This is a genomic window from Pedobacter sp., assembly GCF_040513095.1.
In the GTDB taxonomy this organism is placed as follows: Bacteria; Bacteroidota; Bacteroidia; order Sphingobacteriales; family Sphingobacteriaceae; genus Pedobacter.
The window spans coordinates 16,836-34,683 of record NZ_JBEVDX010000077.1; the positions used below are offsets into that span (position 1 = coordinate 16,836).

Sequence of the window (17,848 nt, forward strand, 5' to 3'; positions counted from 1 at the left end):
TTTTTCACTGGATAAAAGAGGGCAGTCGGGAGATTGCTCTCTTTTACATTTTAATTCAGGTTACTGTGCAAGGGCAGCTGGAACCAAAATTCCGAACCCTCGTTTAATATACTGTCCACACCGATAGTACCTCCGTGCCGATGCACAATCTCCGATGAAATATACAGGCCTAATCCCAAACCGGAAATCATTGACGAAGTATCATTCACACGGAAAAAACGATCAAAAACCTGTTCTGTCTTATCAGATGGAATACCCAAACCGAAATCCTTTACCGTAACCCGCAGTTCATCCCCAATGATTGCCGTAAAGACAATTACTGTTTTGTGATCAGGAGAATATTTTATGGCATTGGAAAGAAAGTTATTAACCACCTGTTCTATCCTGTGCTGATCAGCATAAAGCTCTACATCATCTGCATGCTCTACAATAACATTATGGTTACCAGTATTCTGAATGTCCCCGATACATTCTTCCAGCAGCTCTTTTATACGGAAGTGATCATAATTAAACTGCATTTTACCAGCCTGTATTTTCGTCACATCCAGCAGATCATTTACAAGTGATGTCAGGTTGACGAGCTGGCGGTTTGCCTTCTCGATAAAGTTCAGCATCTGATCGCCAGACTGCGATTTTTTAGCCAGCTTAAGCGCCAGCTGCAAAAATCCCTGGATACTGGTAATCGGGGTTTTCAGCTCATGACTTGCGATACTCATAAACTCATCTTTCCGTTGCATCAGCTCTTTGGTAGCCTGCTGTGCCTTGAGCAGGTCAGTCACGTCAAAGCCAAAAAATGCAATCCCGTCAATCTCTCCATCCGCAGTATATACAGGCGTAAAGATGAGGTCAAACCAATAGTCCGACAGTTCATTGTCTTTATTTAAACGCTGGATCAGGAATGTTTTTGCAACAAAGGTTTCTCCAGTTTGCATCACATGCCGTTCCATTTCACGGATTTTTTCCTCCTGCATTTCAGAAAGCATACGCTCCGATGGCTTGCCAATATACTCCTGTTCTCCAAAAAATTCCAGAAATGCATTATTTGTAAACTCATACAACAGTTCCGCACCCCTTCGGATAGTAATCATTGCAGGCGCATTTTTAAAAATGCTGTAAAACTCGTCCTGCTGCTTCGAAATCAATTGCTGAAGTTCTGCCTGCCTTTGCTCAATTCTTTTCTGCTCGGTGGTATTGATGACATAGGTAACAACCTCACTTACATTGCTTTCATCAAGCAAAGCTGAGCCGATCATCACAGAAATCCTCTCCCCGTTTTTGCGTGTGTACTGCTTTTCAAATGGCCGGCAAACACCACTGTTCCGCACCTGTTCAATCCCCAGCTGAGAGATTTCCATAAATTCAGGAGGTGTAATGTCCTTCCATGATAAGATAAGGTCAAGGTCCTCTCTCGTATATCCAATCATATTCAGAAAGGCATCATTTGCATCATCAATCCTGAAATTATCCAGATTGGAGAACAACATGCCGATCACATTGGAATCAAAAACTTTTCTGAATTTCTTTTCGCTTGAACTAAGTTTTGTCTCTGCATCTACCAGCCTGGTGATATCAACCATAGAGCCGATCATACGGTAAGGTGTATCAAAATCATCTTGCATGATACTGCCGCGATCCAGGATAATCACATATGTTCCGTCTTCTTTTAGCAGCCTGTACTCGGCAGACCATTGTTTATGATGGCTGTTGATGGCCTCAAATACGCTGTCCCGTACCCTTTGCCTGTCCTCAGGATGAATTTTCTCAAACCAGAAACCGATGGTATTGCTGTGTTTGTCCTGCTGATAACCAAACATCGACGTAAAGTTATCACTGCGCCACATCGTATTGTTTGCCAGGTTCCAGTCCCAGATGGTATCATTAGTTGCCCTCGATACCTGATTGAAGCGGTCCTCACTTTCGGAAAGTTCCCGGGTTCGTTCCTGAACCTTCAGTTCCAGATCGGTATTCAGCTTCTTAAGAATCTCCCTGGTCTTTACCAGTTCACCATAATTTCTCTTCAACTTCTGCTCGGCGGTTTTCTGACTGGTAATATCAGTCAGCGTAGCCGCAAAACCATCCGCCATTTTTACGGCCACCAGATGGTACCACTTGTCATCAGCACCCACAAATTCTGTTTCAATAGCTGATCCCTTTTCTACCAGGCTGATATATTTCTGGAACAGGTTACCATCAGTCAGCTGTGGAATTTGCTTCACAAGCATGGCATTGGTCAGGTTTTCCTTGCTGATGTGCAGTAACTCCAGGGCAGCATGGTTAAAGGAAATACACTTAAAATCAATTATGAAATGATCATGGTTTCGTATCGCAGTGAAGGCTAGGATACCGCTTAAACTTGCGTTAAATACACCGGTAATCATGTTGTTGAGTTCGGTGATATGTGAGATATCGACGAAAGTAATCACCACACCATCTTTTTTCTTATCCTTGCGCAGATAGGGCATGATGCGCATCAGGCTCCGGCTTCCGTTTTTAAGCACTACTTCTTTTTCAACAATATGACTGCTTAACAGTACTGAACGGATGTCCCCGGACAAGTTTTCTGCCTGTATATTGTTTGAGATGTGTTCAATAGAGCGGCCAACATCCGCATCAATCATATTGACCATGTGGATGGCCGCTGGATTGAACTTACGGATATGCAGACTTGAATCTACAAATACCTGTCCGATATCCGTACTTCTGAAATAGTTGTCAAGATCATCATTCAGTTCTACCAGCTCCTTGATCTTTAACTGGTGCTCAGTATTCAGGGTATGCAGCTCCTCATTGAGCGACTGCAATTCTTCGTTGCTGGACTGCAGTTCTTCATTGGCGGATAATAACTCCTCATTGGTAGACTGCAGCTCTTCATTGGTGGTCTCCATCTCCTCAACTGACAGCTGAAGATTGCTCCGGGTTTCATTGAGCTCAGCTTCAAGCTCATAAATATATTCATTGTGCTGCTCACCACTAAGTGATAACAAGCTGAGCTCTTCTTTATCAGGAATAATTTCCGTGATGCTTTCACTAAATACGATCATCGTATACCCACCCTCTTCTTCCGCTGGCTGTACCGAGATGTTCAGGTATACGTCTTCATCCTGACGATGAAAACGCATTTTATTCAGGTTCAGCATCTTCTGTTCTTTCCATACTTTCCGCAAAGCAGTATTCAGCACAATAGAGATTTCCTTGGGAACCATTTTCAGGATATTCAGTTCAATTTTATGGTCCGGAAGGGTAAGAAACTGGCGGTAGTTGCCAACGGCTTCACGGATCACATAAGATTTATCAACAAATACACCTACAAATCCAAGATCGGCAGTGATAAATTTATTGAAACGCTTTTCTACCGGTGTCAATGGAAGATCTGCAGTGTTACGCTTAGTCTTCTCCTTCTGCTCAAGCATTCTGCCCCCGGTATTATAAGTATTGTAGGAAGCATAATTGATAGGGGCAGATTTCTGATAGAGCTTTAATTTACCGGATATTTCAGTAACACCTTCTTTCAGGGCATTTGCCGTTTCGCTGGAGCCCAGAAAGAGGTAACCTCCCTTATTCAGTGAAAAATGGAAGGTAGAAAGGATCTTTTCCTGCAGCACGCTGTTCATATAGATCAGCATATTCCTGCAGCTCACCAGATCGTTTTTGATAAATGGAGGTGCTTTGATCACGTCATGCTTAGCAAAAACCACTTGCTTACGGATTTCAGGAATAACACTGTAGAAATTGCCTTCCAGCACAAAGTATTTCTTTAGCAGGGCCGGACTGACTTCGTTCTTGATACTCTGGGGATATTGGTTCCTGGAAGCTATTTCTATGCTTTTGCCATCAATATCCGTAGCAAAGATTTTAACTTCAATAAGCTTTTTTGATTTCTGAAGGTACTCATTGATCAGGATAGCGATAGAATAGGCCTCCTGGCCGGTACTGCAGGCACAAATCCATACCTTGAGCACATCCCGGTCTGCTTTATTATTAATGATATCAGGAATGATAGTATCTGCAAGCATCTGGAAACTCTCTTTATCCCTGAAGAACTTGGTTACGCCTATGAGGAAGTCCTGCCCGAGGATTCTGATCTCCTTCTCATTATCGTTCAAAAACCTGACGTATTCATCCAGCTTTTTGAACCCGTTTTCATTCATCCTGCGCCCTATCCGCCTGATGATCGTAGGCGTTTTATACAGGTTAAAGTCGTTACCGCTCTGCTTGTGCACTTTACTGAAAATCTCATCAAGCAGCTTCTCGTCTACCTTTCCGTTTTCAAGCACTTTCACGGGTTCTTCATGAACATAGTTGAAGAGCTCTTCATAAATTTTATCCGGTGGGAGGATAAAATCCACATTTCCAGAGGCAATAGCACTGTTCGGCATTCCATCAAACTTTGCAGTTCCCGGTTCCTGTACAATAACCATTCCTCCGGACTCCTTGATACTATGAATACCTTTAGTCCCATCCGTCCCGGTCCCAGACAGGATAACAGCTATAGCCTTATCTTTTTTATCAGTGGCCAAAGTATGTAAAAATGTATCAATGGCAGTATTAGGGGCTTTGATCAGTGATTTATCTGCAAGTTTTAACCGTCCTTTGCTCACGGTCATCAGTTTATTGTTTGGTATGATATAAACACAGTCCTGCTGGATCAACATGTCATGGGCAGCTTCAAACACCTTCATGTGGGTATGCTTGGCTACCAGCTCTACCAGCAGGCTTTTGTAATCTGAGGACAGATGCTGTATGACAATAAAAGAGAAGCTGGAACTCTCTGGCATATGGTCAAAAAACTCATGGATAGCCTCTAAGCCTCCGGCCGACGCACCAATAGCAACAATGTATTTATCATATCTTTTGGGATACTTGGCCGAAGTATGTTCTTTAGTTCCGTTATTGGTCATTGATATCAGTTCCCCAGCTGTTTTGTACTAAATTCAAAAAGAAAATTCCGTAGTGATTCTGCTACTTCCAGTTCCTGTTTAGTCCAGGGCAGGGAATGCTGTGTCACCGTCTGTTTCCATAACTTAAATGAGTTGCGCGGATGATAGTTTTTACCGTCTTTCTCAAAATTGATAGCCTGGTTAGGATCACCACCCCAGTGAATATCTTCGATCACCTCTGGTCTGAAGCAAACCACAAAATCGCCCTTGTCACTGTTGATCGGAATAACCAGGATTCCACTTGCCTGATCAGCATACGCAGCAGCATCATCGTAAATCCCGGCCAGGTGCGTTGTAGCATATACTCCATTCATATTCTTTCCCTCTAGCCAGAGCATGAGATTATCCACATCGTCATTCGGAGGAATGTCACCTCTGGCTTCTACTCTTCCGTTCAAAGTTACAACCGCAGCTGATGCTTTAAAAAGATCAAGAATATTCTCAGTGTCGTCGTTTAAAAGTGCTCTTGTAATAAGGTTTTCGGCATAGATCCTGTCAGTTAATGCAATGCGTCTCTCCTGCAGATCATGAGTTAACCTGTACTCTTCCTTATTCAGGATCAGTGTAACCCTGCCGGAAATCAGCTCAGACAACCATTCAAAAATGGAACAAAGTTCGTAACTGATATATTTTTCCGCTATATGATGACAGGAGATCAGGCCCCACAGTGATTGATTGTGAATGACCCTGATAGACATAGAGGCATTCACATTCATATTTTTCATGTATTCCAGATGCACCGCTGCCACCCCTCTCAGGTTACAGTCAGACAAATCTGTGAAAGCATTGGTCAATGGGTTGATCACCGGGTAAAGCCGCACGGGAGTGTATGCGCGGTTTGGTATGAGGCGGTAGGGATTTCGAAGGTACAATTCTCGTGCTTGTTTGGGCACGTCAGATGCAGGAAAGGTTTGGGAAAGATAAGGTTCCAGTTTACTGCTTTTATCTTCAGCGATGACAGTACCATTCCAGTCGCCATCAAATTTATACATGAGTACACCATCAAACCCCGATAGCTTACGCAATTCGCGGATTGCTGTATCACACACCTCCTGCACAGTTTCTGCCTGTTCAATAGCAGCACTGATATATTTTACAGTCTGAAAAACTTCAGTAAAACTCCTGGTTGTATCTTTGTCTGTTTTCTCGAGTTCGAGAAGAATGGAGTCCTTTTTAGTGTGCTGTAAAACCTGAAATCTGTCTGCTCCAAAAGACTCTGCAGATGTCAGGGTAAGTGGTATCCGGCTCGTTAATCCGGCATTTGAAATCTGAAGAATCTTATCCAGTTCCTCTTCGGAAAAGTATTCAGCTAATGAAGTACCTACCAGATCCTGAATACTTTTATGCAGCACATCTGAAAGATTTTCGCTCGCCTGTATAATACTTAAATCGCTTTTATCCAGTACCAGTAGATACCCGTAATCCTGTATCGAATTGATATGGTGCAGTGCTAAACTGCCACAAAAATCCGAATCAAAGTTCTTTCTTTCCGCCATTTTTATTTAATCTCCGACACTTTTCTACCAAAAAAATTGATGGTAAATTATAATCTTCTCCAGAGCAAAATCAGATTACAGGTCAGTTAGTCCCAAAAAATGTACCAAAGGTACAGGCAGAAGATAGCGACCTATCTCTGACCGCTACCCTCTGAAAGGTCTTTATTTTCCGGATTGTCATTTTCAGGAACATCATTCAGTGTTCTGTAATCTATAGGATGAGACCTGGAACCTGGATTGGTACCATCTATGTCTAAGCCAATACTTCCACTATCATTTGTCAAACGATCATTAAGCTCCGCACTGAATTGTTCCGGATCAGCAGGCTGATCATTATGGTGAGAACTGTTTGGGCCGGAATTGTTCTGGTTTTCCATTTTTGAATTTTTTGATATAGTAAATAATGTTTTTTCAGCTTATTTTTTTTTATCAGCCGCTTTCTTTGGAATGCAGTTAGGCACTTTTTTGCCAGCTTTGGTTTTCATTCCCGCCTGCTCATAATTCTTCCAGCAGGGATCTTTATCATCTTTTTTATCAGCCATAACGCAGTTTTTTAGATTTGAGATTCAGCAGGTACCTGTCTTGACTTAGGCCCTTTCTGTTTGATTGTAGTTTTGGTCAGATCCAGGCCATCCTCAGGAGTACCTGTCAGCAGGTCAGCCTTTTCTTTTGTCTGTGTACGCAGGTCTTCTACCAGGTGGTCCGTAATTTCAAGGCTGCGCTCAGGCAAAGACGCACCCAAAATGCCTTTTATTGCACCAGCAACATTACGTCTGGTCTCTTTTCCACTTTTAGGCGCAAATAATGCACTTATCACAGCCCCCACGGCTACACCTGTAATCAGTGCAACACTGGTCATCAGGGAATTTGTGTGTTTCAATTTCATAGTATTTCAGTTTTAGCGGCAAGAAAATATTGATTTTTATGCTTTAACACTTTCAGTCCTAAAGGGTTTTCGATATTATTTTTTATTCAGCGAAGAAACACTTTTCAGATGCAGTTTCAGCATCGGCAGGTTTTGCGCAGCATAAGCCTTCACCTCCGGATCTTTCAGCTTTTCTCCATCTTCAAACAAGGCAACAGCCTGCTCATATTCCTTTGTCATCATTTGAATATAAACCGACTCCAGTTCTTCACCTGTAACCGTAGACAGCTGTTTCACTTTCTCATCTTTGTGTTTTGCAGCAGAATCCAGCGTAATATTTCTTGTGGCAGCAAGCGCCTTCAACTCGGCATCTGCCTTTTTATGGTCATCCAAAACCGTTGCTGCAAAGCTCTTTACATAGCTGTTTTTAGCCTGCTGTAAAGCAATACTGCTTGCTTCTACCTGAGTGTAACTTGTCAGGGCAGCCAGATTGATAAACTGTGTGATCTTGTTTTTGGCAGCATCTACTTTATTGGACAAGGAATCGGCTCCACCTGCAGAATTATCTGTTGCGTTTCCGGGTACGGGTTCGGTCTGAATACCCGAATTGGGTACACCCTCACCATTTCTGCCTGCAGATATATTTGCTGCACTGCCATAACCTGGCGTAGCGCCTGCAGGGCCTGTCGGAGACCGTGTTGCCGAGCAGGATTGAATGGTATAAGCTGCCGTAATAAGTACAGCGCCGATGATTAGTTTTTTCATAGGTTTTTGATTTTATCTGGTATTACTCCGTTCCGATTTTAGCGACGATCGGGCTGTTGCCCAGGTGATTGTCAATATACACACCAAGTTCATCTATCATCTGTTCGGCATTGGCAATGTCTGAACCGCCCGACTGGTACCAGCCAAGGTCGCCCTTTTGAAGTTCCAGAATTAAATGACTTGTGCCAACTGCGTTGGAGAAAATGAAAGTTTCATGATCCGTAGTGATAATAGGTCCCCTGGCAATTTCGCCATCCGGAAGCGTAGCCTGGGCTTCTGTAATATATGTTGATTCCATATCCTATTTAACAGACCGCAGGGTTTAATGTTTGTTCAAATAAAAACCAGCACCAGTTTAATTGGTTACGGGCTGTGTTGGTAAAAAGCCGCTGTTAACCGAGAAATCCATATTATGTGAGAAAGCGGCAAGATGATCCGGTCCGCTAAGGGCATTAAAATTAAGTTTTAGCAACTCACTGCGGGTAAATTTTACTGATAGAATTACCTGTTTTTCATTAACTCCGCCTGCTCTCTCAGGAAGAAAAGAATAAGCATTAACAAACACACATTTTACCGGCAAAAGCGCAAAGATCTCCCTGCCAACTCTTAAAGCACAGGCACAAACATGATGATGGCAGATCTCATTGAATTTCAATTCGGGCATCTGACTCTTCCGGACTTTACCTGCTTCAGTCTGGCTGACAATATAATCGGGTATTATTTCCTCAGCGTGAAGGTTAAGATGTGCAATCACATATTCACTGAAAGATTCGCAACGCAGTTTTGCCCCCAGCTGGATCAGCTGCTGAAAGGGATTAAAAAACTCAATGGCCTGCTGATAGGCTGCAGGATCCTCATTTTTGATACCTTTTGCAATAAACTGGATTTTTTCCCAGTTCTGGTGCTCTGCCCTGAACTCCTTCAGAGCGGCATTATAGATCAGGTCATCATACCGTTTAGCCTGTTCTGTATTCTTCATCAGATCCTTCAGTTTTTTTTTGCTCTGCCCCAGCATTTTGTCGAGTACTGTCGGTTCATAGGCCTTATATGCCTGCTCAGCAATATCCTGGTTTACAGACAGCCGCAGCGGTAGTTTAGGTTCTGGCTTTCCGGCAAAATTATCCCAGTTAAATGTTTCACTGCTGTCTTTATGAATCGATAATAACAGATTAATATAATTATCATAGTTAACCACTGCGGCAACATCACCTTTTTTTATTTGTTGCTTTAAAATTTCTTTAAAGGTGGAGGCTTCTTTCATACGGCAAATAGTAAAAGGTTTTATCAGTTAAAAAGGAAATATTGCTTTTAGTCCCATTCATAAATCGTTCACAATATCAAAACAAATTATTGTTTTGACAAACTCATCACCCACCACTCAATCAGTTTATTATCCAAATAAATAATACATTTCAATATAAACACAATAAATAGAATTTCAAATTAAAAAAGGTTAAATAATTACAATATTACTCAAATGACAGCCACAACAAATAGCTATAATATAGTTATTTATTATGGTAAACTGGAATTTGACCGTGGTGAACGATCAAATGATCGCGGTAAACAGAGCGATCAGCAGTCACCAGAAATAGCCTGTCAAAAAAACTATTTTATTTTTCAACAAGGAACTTAATTATTGTGAATAATCTATGCATGCCATACCTTTACCTGCTCAAGAAGAGGTGTTATTATTGTAACAATTAATGCTCAGCCCCTGAATTAGACAATAACAGTAGCTGATTCCCGTTGCGATTAAAGACCCACATTGACACATCATACTGCGTTTATTTAAATGAATAATCAACATCAGCGTTTTACCGACAAAGAGCTAGTAGAAATCCTCTCCCTCTCTCCTGCTGCTACAGCTGTATATACCTCCGAAAAGCTGGTCATACAAATGGCAAATGATACCATGCTGAGTTTTTGGGACAAAGACAGACAGGTGATTGGTATGCCTCTCCCGGACGCTGTTCCGGAACTGAAAAACCAGGATTTTATTGCTCTCCTGCAAAAAGTATGGAACACAGGGATTACCTACACAGCTATTGATACCCCGGCAGAACTGATGTCGGCGGGACAACCGAAAACCTTTTATTTCGATTTTACCTACCGTGCCCTGAAAAAGGAAGACGGTCATGTATATGCCATACTGCATACCGCTGATGATGTAACAGAAAGAAACCTTCACCGCCAGGCAATGGCACATGCTGCAGCTTTATCCGGCGCTCTGGAAAATGAGCAGGCCCTCAACGAAGAACTGAGTGCGGCCAACGAAGAGCTCAATTCAACAAACGAAGAAATGTATGTCATGCAGCAGAGCCTGCTGGAGCTCAACAATGAACTGGAACAGCGGGTTGCAGCCAGGGTGAAAGACCTGGCAGAAAGTAAAAAACTACTGGATGAGATCCTGCATCAGCTGCCTGCCCCCGTGGCAGTACTGAGTGGCGAAAATCAGGTGATTGAACTGACCAACGCTTCCATACTTTCGTTCTGGAACAAAGAACGCAGAGAAGTAATCGGCCGGCCAATGCTCGAAGTATTTCCTGAACTTACCCATCAGCCATTTCCCGCGCAATGGAAGGAAGTGCTGGCAACAGGCATTCCCATAGCCAACCGCGAAAAGCCGGTGATATTTCATAAACATGACGGGCCGAAACAGTTTTATGTGGATTACTATTATCAGCCACTGACAAATTACAGCGGAAACAGAACATCGATAATGGCTACGGTTATCGACGTGACCGACAAAGTGGAGTCACGTAAGCAACTGGAGGAAAACCAATTGAAACTGCTTGATCTGAACGATGAGCTTTCTACCATGAATGAGGAAATGTCGGCCACAAACGAGGAACTTATCACAACCAATGAAGAACTGGCCGAAACGAGAGAAAACCTCTTAAGGACCATCGCTAGTGTTGAGAAAAGCGAAGCCCGGTTCCGGTTTCTGGTACAGCAGGCACCGGTAGCAGTCTGTATTTTGAATGGCCCTGAACTGATCATCGAATCCGTTAATGATATGATGCTCCATGTGCTGGGCAAGCCTCTCAGTATTGTTGGTCAGAAATATGAAACCTTGCTTGAACAGCTTAAAAATCAGCCTGAGCTGAAAGTGCTGCAGGAAGTTTTTTCCACCGGTAAAACTCATTTCTGTAACGAAATCCCTACTGAGCTGATGCAAAACGGACAGCGGAAAACAGGATTTTATAACTTCATCTATCAGCCTATACAAAATGAAAAAGGCCTGGTTACCACAATGATGATCGTAGCAACTGATGTTACAGAGCAGGTAAGCTCGAGATTACAGTTGCAGCGCACGGAAGGAACATTAAGGCTTTCGGTAGAAGCTGCAAATGTGGGGACCTGGTTCCTGAACAATAAAACAAAGGAATTTTTCGCCTCTGCGCAATTGAAAGAGCTATTTGGCTACAGCAGCAGTGAGGAACTGACCTATATGGATGCAATAGCCCACATCCCAGAATCGCACCGCAGTGATGTACTGAGAGCAATGGGATCAGGAACCGCCAACGATAGCCACTACAATATCGAGTTTCCAATCAAAGATTCAGGCGAGGAGAATTTACGCTGGGTGAAAGCCCTGGGTAAAATTGAAACAGAGACAGGGGGAGCGCTCCGTCACTTCTCCGGCGTGATTATGGATATTACCGAGCAGAAAGAAGATGAACTGCGCAAAAACGATTTTATTGGCATGGTCAGTCATGAATTGAAAACCCCGCTTACCTCACTCAACGGATACACGCAGATACTCCATCAAAAGGCGTTGAAATCGGGCGACCGCTTTACAATCAGTGCATTGGAAAAAGTAACCGCCCAGATCAAAAAAATGACCTCCATGATCAATGGATTCCTCAACATCTCACGTCTCGAGTCGGGCAAAATCCATCTGCAGAAAGAACATTTTTATATTGACGAACTCATCATGGAACTGGTTGAAGAATCACGGCTGACGTCAAGCACGCACGAAATTTCTATTCCGGTGGCAGAACACTTACAGGTTTATGCAGACAGGGATAAAATCGGTTCTGTCATTTCCAATCTGCTGAGCAATGCAGTAAAATATTCGCCACTGGCAAAAGAGATAGAAATCTTTTGTGAGCTGAAGGATAATCATGTGCATTTCAGTGTGAAAGATAAGGGCATGGGAATTAAACCCCATGATGTAGAAAAACTTTTCGACAGATTTTACCGCGTGGAAGGCAGTCAGAATCAGCATATTTCAGGTTTTGGAATAGGATTATACCTGAGTGCCGAAATTATAGAACGCCATGACGGGAAAATAGCTGTCGACAGCGAAATAGGAAAAGGCTCCACCTTTTATTTTCAGTTGCCAATGGAATAAAACAAAAAAACAACTATTTGGAATATAAGCTATATATCAGTATCTTAGGATCATGACACCTTTAGCTATTGATCATATCCAAACAGGCACATCTGGTCATGATTATATCATCTCCTTAGGTGGTATTTAGTCCTTAGCTCTAAAAAACTGTAGCATGATGAAAGAGACATTTCCGCAGCTATGCAATCATAATCACCGGCATCCGGTACAAGGCATCATTCCTCCATACATGAGGCTTCATTTGATTTCAGACGAAGAAAACAAAATGAAGATCAGGCAGGCGCATCTGGGCGACTTCAGTCTGGATGAAGAAATCAGGGCGCGCCGTCAGGCCTACGCTAAACTTAATTCCGCTGAAAAGCTGCTCCTCGCCAGTCAGCAGTTCAAAGCCGGAGGTATCAGTAAATCCATTCTGCAGACCATAGCAGCAGATCCGGGCCTGCTACCACAACCATCAAGACTCGTCTATTCTGCAGAAAACGGGCAATCACTGCCCGGTAAAATTATCAGAAAAGAAGGCAGCAAGCCTTCCAAAGATACCGATGCAGACAAAGTTTATGATTCCGCCGGTGCCACATGGGACTTATACTATTCAGTATTTGGCAGAAATTCAATTGATAACAAAGGGATGATGATGATACAAACTGTCCATTATCTCAAAAATTATGACAATGCTTTCTGGGACGGAAAACAGATGATTTACGGGGATGGCGATGGCAAGATCTTCGCATCCTTCACTTCAGATATCGATATAACCGGCCATGAGCTAACCCACGGTGTGGTCCAGTACGAATGTAACCTGGAATACAAAGATCAGAGCGGCGCTTTAAATGAGTCGCTGGCGGATGTATTCGGGATCATGGTCAAGCAAAAAGCACTGAACCAGGATGTAACTGCTGCAAACTGGCTCATTGGTGAAAATGTTGTCATTGGAGAGCAGTATGCCATCAGATCATTAAAGGCTCCCGGCACCGCATATGTGAACCACCCTGATCTGGGCACAGATCCCCAGCCACATCATATGAGCGGTTATAAAAACGATCCTGATGACAATGGCGGTGTGCACCTCAACTCCGGAATCCCCAGTCACGCATTCTATCTCGCTGCCGTAGATGTTGGGGGTTTCGCATGGGAAAAACTGGGTAAAGTCTGGTATAACGCTATGTGCAACCGAGATCTCGTTCCCACAAACGCAACATTTGCAGATTTTAAGAATGCCACCTTAACTGAATCCACCGCGCTGTTCGGCGCTGAAGATAAGGTAACCGCATCTATCAGAAATGCTTGGAATACTGTAGGCGTTTAAGTAGCTTTAGGTAAAATGAAAATCAAACTGATCCAGTCCGGCGGATTTGCAGGTAAATCCAAATTTGCAGAAGAAGATCTTTCCGGTCATCCCGAGCAACTGCAGGCATACCTGGATGAACAGCTCTCAGAGTTTCAGAACAGAGATAGCGCAACACAAATGTCTTCAAGCCGCGATACTTTCAGCTATAGTATAGAATACAAGGGCATCCGGATGCCAGTTAGCGATGAAGCAGTCCTTGCGCCGGAACTGACCAGGATACTGACGAAGTTAAAATCAAATCTGCACTACTAAAAGCAAAAATAATCCTATATTCGGTTATACCAAATCATGTAATGGAAAGACGTTTAGTCATCAAACAAATACTGATCATGGCTGGCGGATTGGCTCTGCTGCCCTCCTGCTTGCGGGATGAAGGAAAATCCAGCATCCTGCTAAAAAATATTTCGATCAGTCTCAACGAAGAAAACCTGCTGGCCGAGATTGCTGAAACGATCATCCCCAGAACAAAAACGCCCGGTGCAAAGCAGCTGAAGCTCCATCTTTTCGTACTCAAAATGCTGGACGACTGCTATGAGGAAGCTGAGCAGAAACAATTTGTAAAAGGCCTGTCCATGTTCGAAGACCAGGTGCATGACCAGTTCAGCAAATCTTTTGCAAAACTCTCAGTTCATCAGCGCGAAAGCATGCTGTCAAAACTTGGAAACAACTCATCAGCAGAACTTGCTGCCTTTTATAAAATCATGAAGGAAAAAACCATCGACGGATACCTCAATTCTCAGTATGTAATGACCAACCTGGTCATTTACGAATTGGTCCCTGGTCGCTATAACGGTTATTTCCCAGTTAAAACTGCATAATTAATTACACGATGTCTAACTTGAATATAGATGCGGCAAGGGCCAATACCTATGATGTGATTGTAATAGGCTCCGGCATCAGCGGTGGCTGGGCAGCCAAAGAATTTACAGAAAAAGGGTTTAAAACCCTGGTTTTAGAAAGAGGCCGGGATGTACAGCATATCAGAGACTACCCTACTACAAATAAATTCCCGTATGAATTTGAGCACCTGGGCGAGCCTGCTTTGGCGATAAAAAAGGAAAACCCAATTGTCAGCCGCTGTTACGCATTTAAGGAAGATGCAATGCACTTTATGGTAAAAGACAAGGAGCATCCATACGTACAGGAAAAACCCTTCGACTGGATCAGGGGTTATCAGGTAGGTGGTAAATCATTGCTTTGGGCCCGCCAGACACAGCGCTGGAGCGACTTCGATTTCGAAGGGCCTGCAAGGGATGACTTCGCAGTAGACTGGCCCATCCGCTACAAAGACATTGCCCCATGGTACAGTTACGTAGAGAAATTCGCCGGCATCTCCGGTAACAGGGACGGATTACCAGAATTGCCAGACGGTGAATTTCTACCTGGATTCCCGCTGAATGCCGCAGAAGATTACTTCAAAGGAATAATCAAAAGTAAATACGCCAGCCGGCATGTGATCAGTGCAAGGTGTGCCCATCTTTCTAAACCCAACCAGATCCACCTCGACCAGGGACGCGCAAAATGCCAGAACCGCACCCTCTGCCAGAGAGGCTGTCCATTCGGCGGATATTTCAGCAGTAATGCTTCTACGCTGCCCTGGGCAGCAAAAACCGGTAACCTTACATTAAGGCCTTTTTCCGTTGTAGAATCAGTGATTTATGACGATGCTAAAGGCAAAGTTACCGGTGTCAGGGTCGTTGATACAAATACCAAAGAAACTACAGAGTATTATGCAAGAATCGTATTTGTCAACGCAGGGGCACTAAACACAAACCTGATTCTGCTCAACTCCAAATCTAAAAGATTCCCGCAGGGCCTGGGAAATGACAGCGGGGTGCTGGGCAAATATGTAGCATTCCATAACTACAGCGCCAGGATCACTGCAGAATATGACGGACTAAAACAGTTCGCAACGGATGGCAGAAACCCGGCCGGCGGCGGTTACATGCCCAGGTTCAGAAATGTATTCAAACAGGAAACCAATTTCAAAAGAGGCTATGCTGCCGGAATTTATGGGAGCAGGTATATGGAAAGGGACCGTTCTGCAATTGGCGGCACACTCAAAGACAATCTGCTGCATGGCAAACTGAGCCCATGGATCATGGGTTCGCATATGATGGGCGAAACCATCCCTAAAGAAAGCAACTTCGTGAATTTAAGCGCAACAGAAAAAGACCCCTGGGGAATTCCTCAGCTGAACATTTCCGTAGCCTACGATGAAAACGATGAGCTCATGAAAAAAGACTATATAGAACAGCTTACAGAAATGTTTACTGAAGCAGGCTTCAAAAACATTACGCCCAATGTTTCCAGTCAGGCACCCGGACTGGACATCCACGAGATGGGCGGTGCAAGAATGGGCCGCGATCCAAAAACATCAATCCTGAACGAATGGAACCAACTGCATAGCTGTCATAATGTGTTCGTTACTGATGGGGCATGTATGACCTCTACCTCAACACAAAATCCTTCGCTTACCTACATGGCATTCACTGCCAGGTCCGTTGATTACGCGGTAAAAGCAATGAACCGGGGGGAAATCTAAATCCCCCCGGTTCTTTTACTCAAAACGGTCTGTCTTTAATGAAGCCTTTAATAATCTACTGCAGTTTCCGGATTTTAATACTCCTGAAGCTTACTTTGTTACCATGGTCCTGTAAAAGAATATGGCCTTGCCCGGCTTCGCCAAAATCCTTCCAGTCCTTGTATTTACTGATTGCAACCAGTTCACGGTATGCCGGGGAAGCACGCTGGTAACTTAAGACCTTTACACCATTCAAATAATGTTCTACACTGTTATCAGGATAAACGACTACCCTTCCTGTGTTCCATTGCCCGATAGGGCGGATGAAACGTTTTGGTTTATCTGCCCGGATCAGATCATATAATGATGCCAGGGTCCGGTTCCCGTCGCGGCCGAGTTTTGCGTCCGGATGGAGTTCATCGTCAAGTACCTGGTATTCCAGGCCGATGGCCGATCCGGCAGTTTGTTCTTTCAGTGTAACGAAGTATTTCAGCCCACTGTTCGCTCCGGGTGTAAGCTGAAATTCAAAAGAGAGGTCAAAGGCGGAGAACTCCGCTGTTGTGACAATATCACCGCCATTGGTAGATTCTTTGCCTTCGGCAGGCAATACACTCAGGGTTCCATTGGCAATGCTCCAGCCTTTGGCAGGAAACGCATTTTTATTCGCACCAACCCAACCCTTATTGCTTTTCCCATCAAATAACAACTGCCAGCCTTCCTTCTTTTCGTAACTGCTCAGCGTATTGGGCGTATAATTTACCACGAATATTCCGGCCGGAAATTCCGAAGGAACAATACCCGTAGTCTGTATAGTTATATTTTTGAAAAACACCTTTTTGCCTGCTTCGGCAGCTTCCGTTATCCCATGAACCTGCAAAGCGATAAACCCGCTTTTATCCAGTGTGTCAATTACATAAGCTGCCGGTACACCGTTGATCCAGGTTTTCATTTCGTTGCCAATGCACTCAATCTTCAGGTGATTATAGGCATTAGCTTTATAGGCAGCTCCTGCAGCCGGATTAAGCGTTAAAGGGTAGAGCCACTCACGGCGCCCTTCATCATAGATCCCTCCGCTCCATTTCCTTTCGGTAGGATCAACTTCTGCCTGCCTGCCATACACTTTTCCCTTTCCGTTATTTGCAGCCGGATCAAAATGGCTCCTTACCTGTACTCCTGAATTGCCTTTGGCGCTTTCCAGCATCACATCTGCTTCCAGCACAAAATCTTTGAATTCCCTGTCGGTAGCAAGAAAAGAATTTCCAGTACCATTTACTGTGGTGCCCACAATAGCGCCATCCCTTACTTCATAAGTGGCGCTGCCAGCGGTTTTTTTCCATCCCGTTAATGTTTTACCGTCGAATAAACTTGTGGTTTTAGCAGTTTGCGCATACATAACAGGCTGCAAGGCAAACATGATTGCGAGCATCAATGCTCCCTTTTGAACGGTTTTACCGCCTTTGCTTTGATTAGTTTTAAATTTCCGTTTTGACTCTTCCATGGATGTAAAGTGTATACAGTGTAAAATGAATATATCTGGTTATATTCTACAAAGT

The 17,848-nt window shown here is 43.7% G+C and carries 14 protein-coding genes; 5 read left to right on the top strand and 9 right to left on the bottom strand.

What is annotated here, in order from left to right; translation table 11 throughout:
- Window positions 1-50: 50 nt before the first annotated feature.
- The 8 genes from ABWY16_RS09455 to ABWY16_RS09490 all read right to left on the bottom strand — a co-directional run bounded on the left by ABWY16_RS09455 (window position 51) and on the right by ABWY16_RS09490 (window position 9,324).
- On the bottom strand, window positions 51-4,898 hold the full coding sequence (locus ABWY16_RS09455; protein ID WP_353904401.1) for a chemotaxis protein CheB: 4,848 nt from the start codon (window positions 4,896-4,898) through the stop codon (window positions 51-53).
- 5 nt (window positions 4,899-4,903) lie between these two features.
- A complete protein-coding gene (locus ABWY16_RS09460; protein WP_353904402.1) occupies window positions 4,904-6,433 on the bottom strand; it encodes a GAF domain-containing protein in 1,530 nt (509 codons plus the stop codon).
- A 131-nt stretch (window positions 6,434-6,564) separates the two neighbouring features.
- Window positions 6,565-6,810 (bottom strand): hypothetical protein, encoded by a 246-nt coding sequence (locus ABWY16_RS09465; protein ID WP_353904403.1) that lies wholly within the window; start codon window positions 6,808-6,810, stop codon window positions 6,565-6,567.
- Window positions 6,811-6,849: 39 nt separating this feature from the next.
- Window positions 6,850-6,975 carry a hypothetical protein gene (locus ABWY16_RS09470; protein ID WP_353904404.1) on the bottom strand — a complete coding sequence of 42 codons (126 nt, stop codon included), beginning with the start codon at window positions 6,973-6,975 and terminating at the stop codon, window positions 6,850-6,852.
- 11 nt (window positions 6,976-6,986) lie between these two features.
- Window positions 6,987-7,319 carry a YtxH domain-containing protein gene (locus ABWY16_RS09475; RefSeq protein WP_353904405.1) on the bottom strand — a complete coding sequence of 111 codons (333 nt, stop codon included), beginning with the start codon at window positions 7,317-7,319 and terminating at the stop codon, window positions 6,987-6,989.
- Between the two features lie 75 nt (window positions 7,320-7,394).
- Complete coding sequence (locus tag ABWY16_RS09480) at window positions 7,395-8,063, bottom strand: DUF4142 domain-containing protein (RefSeq protein ID WP_353904406.1); 669 nt, start codon at window positions 8,061-8,063, stop codon at window positions 7,395-7,397.
- A 22-nt stretch (window positions 8,064-8,085) separates the two neighbouring features.
- Window positions 8,086-8,361, bottom strand: coding sequence for a hypothetical protein (locus ABWY16_RS09485; RefSeq protein ID WP_353904407.1), 276 nt, complete (start codon window positions 8,359-8,361; stop codon window positions 8,086-8,088).
- 57 nt (window positions 8,362-8,418) lie between these two features.
- The gene (locus tag ABWY16_RS09490; protein ID WP_353904408.1) at window positions 8,419-9,324 is read right to left on the bottom strand and encodes a hypothetical protein; all 906 of its coding nucleotides are present in this window, start codon (window positions 9,322-9,324) and stop codon (window positions 8,419-8,421) included.
- A gap of 534 nt (window positions 9,325-9,858) precedes the next feature.
- On the opposite strand from ABWY16_RS09490, the gene ABWY16_RS09495 reads away from it, so the two are divergent.
- The 5 genes from ABWY16_RS09495 (at window position 9,859) to ABWY16_RS09515 (ending at window position 16,316) form a co-directional block, all read left to right on the top strand.
- On the top strand, window positions 9,859-12,423 hold the full coding sequence (locus ABWY16_RS09495; RefSeq protein WP_353904409.1) for a PAS domain-containing protein: 2,565 nt from the start codon (window positions 9,859-9,861) through the stop codon (window positions 12,421-12,423).
- A gap of 154 nt (window positions 12,424-12,577) precedes the next feature.
- Entirely contained in the window at window positions 12,578-13,729 is a 1,152-nt protein-coding gene (locus ABWY16_RS09500; protein WP_353904410.1) for a M4 family metallopeptidase, read from the top strand.
- Window positions 13,730-13,744: 15 nt separating this feature from the next.
- On the top strand, window positions 13,745-14,023 hold the full coding sequence (locus tag ABWY16_RS09505) for a hypothetical protein (RefSeq protein WP_353904411.1): 279 nt from the start codon (window positions 13,745-13,747) through the stop codon (window positions 14,021-14,023).
- Between the two features lie 41 nt (window positions 14,024-14,064).
- A complete protein-coding gene (locus tag ABWY16_RS09510) occupies window positions 14,065-14,589 on the top strand; it encodes a gluconate 2-dehydrogenase subunit 3 family protein (protein WP_353904412.1) in 525 nt (174 codons plus the stop codon).
- Window positions 14,590-14,600: 11 nt separating this feature from the next.
- Complete coding sequence (locus ABWY16_RS09515; protein WP_353904413.1) at window positions 14,601-16,316, top strand: GMC oxidoreductase; 1,716 nt, start codon at window positions 14,601-14,603, stop codon at window positions 16,314-16,316.
- A gap of 55 nt (window positions 16,317-16,371) precedes the next feature.
- Here ABWY16_RS09515 and ABWY16_RS09520 read toward each other — a convergent pair whose 3' ends face one another.
- Window positions 16,372-17,793 (bottom strand): 3-keto-disaccharide hydrolase, encoded by a 1,422-nt coding sequence (locus tag ABWY16_RS09520; RefSeq protein ID WP_353904414.1) that lies wholly within the window; start codon window positions 17,791-17,793, stop codon window positions 16,372-16,374.
- Window positions 17,794-17,848: the final 55 nt, after the last annotated feature.

What these genes read in the sequence shown, in the direction of transcription:
- ABWY16_RS09475 (WP_353904405.1), bottom strand. Translation starts at nt 7,319, where the DNA reads ATGAAATTGAAACACACAAATTCCCTGATGACCAGTGTTGCACTGATT.
- ABWY16_RS09495 (WP_353904409.1), top strand. Translation starts at nt 9,859, where the DNA reads ATGAATAATCAACATCAGCGTTTTACCGACAAAGAGCTAGTAGAAATC.
- ABWY16_RS09460 (WP_353904402.1), bottom strand. Translation starts at nt 6,433, where the DNA reads ATGGCGGAAAGAAAGAACTTTGATTCGGATTTTTGTGGCAGTTTAGCA.
- ABWY16_RS09500 (WP_353904410.1), top strand. Translation starts at nt 12,578, where the DNA reads ATGATGAAAGAGACATTTCCGCAGCTATGCAATCATAATCACCGGCAT.
- ABWY16_RS09470 (WP_353904404.1), bottom strand. Translation starts at nt 6,975, where the DNA reads ATGGCTGATAAAAAAGATGATAAAGATCCCTGCTGGAAGAATTATGAG.
- ABWY16_RS09490 (WP_353904408.1), bottom strand. Translation starts at nt 9,324, where the DNA reads ATGAAAGAAGCCTCCACCTTTAAAGAAATTTTAAAGCAACAAATAAAA.
- ABWY16_RS09505 (WP_353904411.1), top strand. Translation starts at nt 13,745, where the DNA reads ATGAAAATCAAACTGATCCAGTCCGGCGGATTTGCAGGTAAATCCAAA.
- ABWY16_RS09455 (WP_353904401.1), bottom strand. Translation starts at nt 4,898, where the DNA reads ATGACCAATAACGGAACTAAAGAACATACTTCGGCCAAGTATCCCAAA.
- ABWY16_RS09480 (WP_353904406.1), bottom strand. Translation starts at nt 8,063, where the DNA reads ATGAAAAAACTAATCATCGGCGCTGTACTTATTACGGCAGCTTATACC.
- ABWY16_RS09465 (WP_353904403.1), bottom strand. Translation starts at nt 6,810, where the DNA reads ATGGAAAACCAGAACAATTCCGGCCCAAACAGTTCTCACCATAATGAT.
- ABWY16_RS09485 (WP_353904407.1), bottom strand. Translation starts at nt 8,361, where the DNA reads ATGGAATCAACATATATTACAGAAGCCCAGGCTACGCTTCCGGATGGC.
- ABWY16_RS09520 (WP_353904414.1), bottom strand. Translation starts at nt 17,793, where the DNA reads ATGGAAGAGTCAAAACGGAAATTTAAAACTAATCAAAGCAAAGGCGGT.
- ABWY16_RS09515 (WP_353904413.1), top strand. Translation starts at nt 14,601, where the DNA reads ATGTCTAACTTGAATATAGATGCGGCAAGGGCCAATACCTATGATGTG.
- ABWY16_RS09510 (WP_353904412.1), top strand. Translation starts at nt 14,065, where the DNA reads ATGGAAAGACGTTTAGTCATCAAACAAATACTGATCATGGCTGGCGGA.